The sequence below is a fragment of the Nonomuraea deserti genome, from assembly GCF_004348685.1.
In the GTDB taxonomy this organism is placed as follows: domain Bacteria; phylum Actinomycetota; class Actinomycetes; order Streptosporangiales; family Streptosporangiaceae; genus Nonomuraea; species Nonomuraea deserti.
The window spans coordinates 1-4,263 of sequence record NZ_SMKO01000347.1 but is presented as its reverse complement, the minus strand read 5'-3'; the positions used below and the strand labels follow the sequence as shown (position 1 = coordinate 4,263).

At 68.8% G+C, this 4,263-nt stretch carries 2 protein-coding genes; both read right to left on the bottom strand.

Going from position 1 to position 4,263, the window contains the following annotated elements:
• Positions 1 to 537: 537 nt before the first annotated feature.
• Entirely contained in the window at positions 538 to 2,385 is a 1,848-nt protein-coding gene (locus E1292_RS49595) for an ABC-F family ATP-binding cassette domain-containing protein (RefSeq protein ID WP_132606749.1), read from the bottom strand.
• A gap of 323 nt (positions 2,386 to 2,708) precedes the next feature.
• The gene (locus E1292_RS49590; protein ID WP_132606748.1) at positions 2,709 to 3,611 is read right to left on the bottom strand and encodes a 4-(cytidine 5'-diphospho)-2-C-methyl-D-erythritol kinase; all 903 of its coding nucleotides are present in this window, start codon (positions 3,609 to 3,611) and stop codon (positions 2,709 to 2,711) included.
• Positions 3,612 to 4,263: the final 652 nt, after the last annotated feature.

Here is a 4,263-nt window from a genome sequence, read left to right as displayed (position 1 = left end):
CACCCCCACCCGCTCATCCCTCATGCGGCGAGCCCTCCCACCACTCAGCCCTCCTTGTGAGGGTCGGAAGGGCCCTCACCCCCACCGCTCATCCCTCATGCGGCGAGCCCTCCCACCACTCAGCCCTCTTTGTGTGAAGGCCCTCACCCACCCCGTTCACTCAGCCCGTGGTGGGCCGTCACCTACCCACCCACTCAGCCCTCCTCTGTGGTGGGCCGTCACTCACCCCGCTCGCTCGACTCCCTTATGCGGCACGCCGTCACCCGCCCCACCACTCAGCTCCCCGTCTGATGCACGCCATCACCCACCCCGCTCACTCAGCTCCCTCTGTGGCGGGTCGAGTCGCCCTCCTCGCCCCGGGACGGCACCTGCGCGCCCTCTTGCTTCTTGTTACGGCAAAGCCGAGTTGCCCGCCTCGCCGACATCAGCGCCCCTCTGTCACGCGCCGGTCGTGAGGGCCAACGGCGCACTCGCCGTTACGAGCGCACCTTCACCGTCCGCTTCGCTGCGGTGGCACCAGAACGCCAGGTGGTGAGGTCAGTCGCCGAGGCGGTCGGCGGTCTCCAGCCACTCGGCTTCGATGGTGTCCTTCTGGGCGGTGATCTCGCGGAGCTCGGCGTCGAGGGTGCCCAGCCGGGCATAGTCGTTGGCCGCTTCGGCCATCGCGGCGTGCAGCCTGGTTTCCTGGTCGCTCAGCTTGTCGAGCTGCCGTTCGAGGCGGTTGAGCTCCTTGCGGAGCTCGCGCTCCTCCTTGGCCGAGAGCCCGCCCTGAGCGGCAGGAGCCGCGTCCGCCGCCGACGCCGGGGAGCCGGCCGCACCGGCGGTGCCGGGGGCCGTGGTCGTGGTGGTCGTCGTGGTGGCGCCGGCCATGCGGGCCGTCAGGGCCGTGCCGGCGGCGCGGCGTTCGAGATATTCGTCGACCCCGCCGGGCAGCAGCGACAGCTTGCCGTCACCCAGCAGCGCGACGCAGCGGTCGGTCACCCGCTCAAGGAAGTAGCGGTCGTGGCTCACCAGGATCAGCGTGCCGGGCCAGCCGTCCAGCAGGTCTTCGAGCTCGTTGAGCGTCTCGATGTCGAGATCGTTGGTGGGCTCGTCGAGCAGCAACACGTTGGGGTCGTCCATGAGGAGCCGGAGCAGCTGCAACCGTCGCCGCTCACCACCCGAGAGCGAGCCGACGACCTTCCACTGCGCCTCGCCCTTGAACCCCAAACGTTCGAGCAGCTGGGACGCCGACCACTCCTTCTTGCCGACCTGGAGGTATTTGCGTATTTCCTCCACCGACTCCAGCACCCGCCGCTGCGGGTCGAGCTCGGCCAGCTCCTGCGACAGGTGCGCCAGGCGTACAGTCTTGCCCCTGACCACCCGGCCCTCGTCGGGCTTGACCGTGTCGGCGAGCAGTCGCAACACCGACGACTTGCCGGACCCGTTGACCCCGATCAGACCGATCCGGTCTCCCGGGCCGAACTGCCACGTCAGGCGATCGAGCACCAGCGGCCCGCTGCCCGGCCCGCCCGCGTGCAGGGTGACGTCGTCGAGGTCGTAGACCGTCTTGCCGAGGCGCGCCGCGGCGAACCGCATCAACTCCACGGTCTCCCGCGCCGGCGGCTCGTTCGCGATCAGTGCCTGGGCGGCCTCGATGCGGAACTTCGGCTTGGACGTACGGGCGGGCGGACCGCGCCGCAGCCACGCGATCTCCTTACGCATGAGGTTCTGGCGGCGCTCTTCGGCTGCCTGGGCGATCCGCGCCCGCTCCGCCTTCGCCAGCACATAAGCGGCATATCCGCCCTCATACCGTTCGACCCGTCCGTCCACAACTTCCCACGTGCGGGTGGACACCGCGTCGAGGAACCACCGGTCGTGCGTCACGACCACCAGGGCGCTCCTCCGGCCCGCCAGATGCCCGGCAAGCCAGGCGATCGCCTCGATGTCGAGGTGGTTGGTGGGCTCATCGAGCATGATCAACTCATGGTCGTCGATCAGCAACTGCGCCAGCGCCGTACGCCTGCGCTCGCCACCGGACAGATCGGCGGCCCTGGCATCCAGGTCGAGGTCGCCGATCAGGTTGGCCAGGATCTCGCGAACCCGCTGATCCCCGGCCCACTCGTGCTCCGCCAGCCCGCCGAGCACGATCTCCTTCACGGTGGCGTCGGGGTCGAGTTCGTCCCGCTGTGACAGGAAGCCCACACGGAGCCCGCGGTTGTGGGTGACCCGGCCGGTGTCCGGCCGCACTGCCCCGGCGATGACGGACAGCAGGGTCGTCTTACCGCCCCCGTTACGCCCGACAACCCCGATGCGCTCCCCTGCTTCTACGCCCAGGGAGACGTCGCTGAGGAGTGGCTTGGGCCCGTAAGCATGTGAGACCGACTCAAGGTTGACCAGATTCATGGCAATCCCAGGGTATCGGCTCGCCGCCGGGCGGCCGACAGCAAAGAACCTTCCGCCACCCCGGCGGGCCGACGGTGAGACAAGGGTGCGACGGTCACCGTACAGGGATGACCGCGCTCAGACGAGGAGCGCTACAAGGCCACCGTACAAGGACGACAGCGGCCAGACGGAAATGGCGGCAGCGGACCACCGCACCGAAACGACAGATGCTCAGACGAAGATGGCGGCAGCGGCCACCGTAGCGGGAACGGGAGGTGGCAGAGGTCAGCATACGGAGAGCTGAAGGGTGGCAGCGGTTGCCGGGCGGGATCGGTGGGCGGCGGTCAGAGGAGGGTGGCGCCGGCGACCGGGCCGTGGGCGGGCACGGCGGTGTGGGCGGCGCCTGTCGTGGTCAGGCCGCGGGCCAGATCGCGGGCGTGCAGGGCGTCGATGGCCAGGAACGCGCACGTCGGGCCGGAGCCGGAGACGATCGCCCCCAGCGCCCCGTGCTGGCGGCCTGCTTCGAGGGTCGGCCCGAGCTCCGGGCGGAGGCTGAGCGCGGCCTCCTGGAGGTCGTTGCTCAGGTGGGCGCCCAGAGCGTAAGCGTCACCGGTGCCCAGAGCCTCCATCAGCGAATCGTCGAGTTGGGGCCAGGGCACCTCGGCCGCCGAGGCCTCTCTGAGACGGTCGCACTCCGCGTAGACGCTGGCTGTGGAGAGACCACCGTCCGCCAGCGCGAACACCCAGTGGAACACGCCCCCGGTGGGCAACTCGCTCAGCTGCTCGCCGCGGCCCGTACCGACCGCCGTGCCCCCGAGCAGGGAGAACGGCACGTCGCTGCCGAGGTCGGCGGCGATCTCCATGAGGTCTTCGAACGGCAGCCCGAGCCCCCACAGCTCATTGCAGGCCACCAGCGCGCCCGCCGCGTCGGCGCTGCCGCCCGCCATGCCGCCGGCGACCGGGATGTCCTTCTGGATGAGCAGGTCGGCGCCATAGCCGCGGCCTGCGTGTTTGGCGAGCGCGCGGGCGGCTTTGATCGCCAGGTTGCCGTCGTCGACCGGCACCTGATTGGACCACTTCCCCGACACCGACACCGTGATCGCCTCGGACTCCTTGGCCGTCACCTCATCGAAGATCGATACGGCGTGGAAGACGTTGACCAGATCGTGGAAGCCGTCCTCCCTGAGCGGGCCGACAGAAAGTTGCACGTTGACCTTCGCAGGCACACGTACGGTCACCGAACTCATCGATCTTCTGCCACTTTCATCACTTGCCGGGGTCAAGGACACTCGATGTTATCGGGGCACGCCGCCCTGACATGCGGTTCTCGAAAGATGGCGCCGGGTGACAACGGCCCTGCAACACGTAGAGTCAAGGTCATGGGCTTATGCCCCGATCTCAATCGGTTACAAATTGTGATGTCTTGCCCCCGGTCGCTCCCCCGCGGTTCGGCGCAGAAACATGGCCGCCGATGCTTCACGCCCAGGCGAGTCGCCGAATCTCGACGGCTCGGCCAGGTGGTTGGGATGGCCAAGTCGTTGGGGTGGCCGGATTGGCGGGTTGGTCGGATCGGCAGGCCGCCCGGATCAGCAGGCCGCCCGGATCAGCAGGCTGGTCGGAACGGCAGAACGGTCGAGACGGCAGAAAGGTCGAGACGGCAGGGGTGGCCGGACGGCAGGGGTGGCCGGAGGGCAGGATGACCAAGTCGGCAGGACGGTCGGATTGACAGGCAGACCGAGTCAGCGGGCTGGTCAGGACGGCAGGCTCGTCAGGGTCACGTCCACGGACGTGGTGTATGAATCGATCTTCGAGTGATCCCGTTTCTGCAGGTTAAGCGGTAAGTGTCTGCGGGAGCGGATTCTGGGTCGGCGCGTCGCCAGTGATAAGCCGGACGCGGGC

Bases quoted from the DNA above. Each gene is read 5' to 3' on its own strand.
- E1292_RS49595 (WP_132606749.1), bottom strand. From the start codon at position 2,385: ATGAATCTGGTCAACCTTGAGTCGGTCTCACATGCTTACGGGCCCAAG.
- E1292_RS49590 (WP_132606748.1), bottom strand. From the start codon at position 3,611: ATGAGTTCGGTGACCGTACGTGTGCCTGCGAAGGTCAACGTGCAACTT.